A 1,181-nucleotide genomic window follows, 5' to 3' on the forward strand; every position below is an offset into this window, starting at 1 on the left:
GACTCACTGAAACGGAGGCTTGAACCTGCGAGTCTGACTGACTTAACGAAACAGATTGTGATGTTTTTTCAGACGCACTCTTAGATGCTAATTCTGAAGCAACTTTGGACAGTGAGTCTGATTGACTGACAGAAACAGATTCTTGTATCAAGGAATCGGACTGACTCGCTGAAACCGAGGCTTGGACCAAGGACTCAGATTGGCTAGCTGAAACGGACTCTTGTACCAACGAATTGGATTGACTTGCTGAAACGGACTCTTGTACCAACGAATCAGATTGGCTTGCCGATACAGATGTCTGAACCTGCGATTCTGATTGACTTGCGGAAACGGACGATTGAACCAAAGACTCTGATTGACTAGCTGAAACCGATGTCTGAACCAAAGACTCGGATTTGCTAGACGATACAGATGCCTGAACCTGCGAGTCTGATTGACTGGCGGAAACCGACTCTTGTACCAACGAATCTGATTGACTTGCAGAAACGGATGCTTGTACTAACGAATCTGACTGGCTCGCAGAAACGGATGCTTGTACTAACGAATTTGACTGGCTCGCAGAAACGGATGCTTGAATCAACGACTCTGATTGACTTGCAGAAATTGAGGCTTGTACCTGTGACTCTAATTGACTCGCAGAAACGGACGCTTGAACCAACGACTCTGATTGACTTGCGGAAACTGATTCTTGTACCAGTGAGTCTGATTGGCTGGCCGATACAGATGCCTGAACCAAGGATTCGGACTGACTCGCTGAAACGGATGCTTGAACCAGTGATTCAGATTGACTCATCGAAATAGATTGCGACAAGGAAATCAGTTTAGAAACCACTTCCTCCGATCCAACCGCCGATGTTGACTGCGATTGAGACACAGAAATTGATTTGGATACTAAATTAGATAAGGATACCGACTGACTTAACGAAACAGATTTCGAGGCTTTTTCAGACTCACTCTTAGATGCTGATGCCGCTTTTGATTGTGAGTCTGATTGACTGACAGAAACAGATTCTTGTATCAAGGAATCGGACTGACTAGCTGAAACCGACTCTTGTACCAACGAATCGGATTGACTCGCTGAAACGGACTCTTGTACCAAGGAATCAGATTGACTTGTGGAAACGGACTCTTGTACCAACGAATCAGATTGGCTTGCCGATACAGATGTCTGAACCTGCGAT

At 45.4% G+C, this 1,181-nt stretch carries 1 pseudogene; it reads right to left on the minus strand.

Annotated elements, in window-relative coordinates:
• Positions 1-1,181: pseudogene (locus ADI76_RS11495) on the minus strand (accessory Sec-dependent LPXTG-anchored adhesin); the annotation flags it as partial.

It is taken from the genome of Streptococcus parasanguinis (assembly GCF_001074805.1).
In the GTDB taxonomy this organism is placed as follows: domain Bacteria; phylum Bacillota; class Bacilli; order Lactobacillales; family Streptococcaceae; genus Streptococcus; species Streptococcus parasanguinis_A.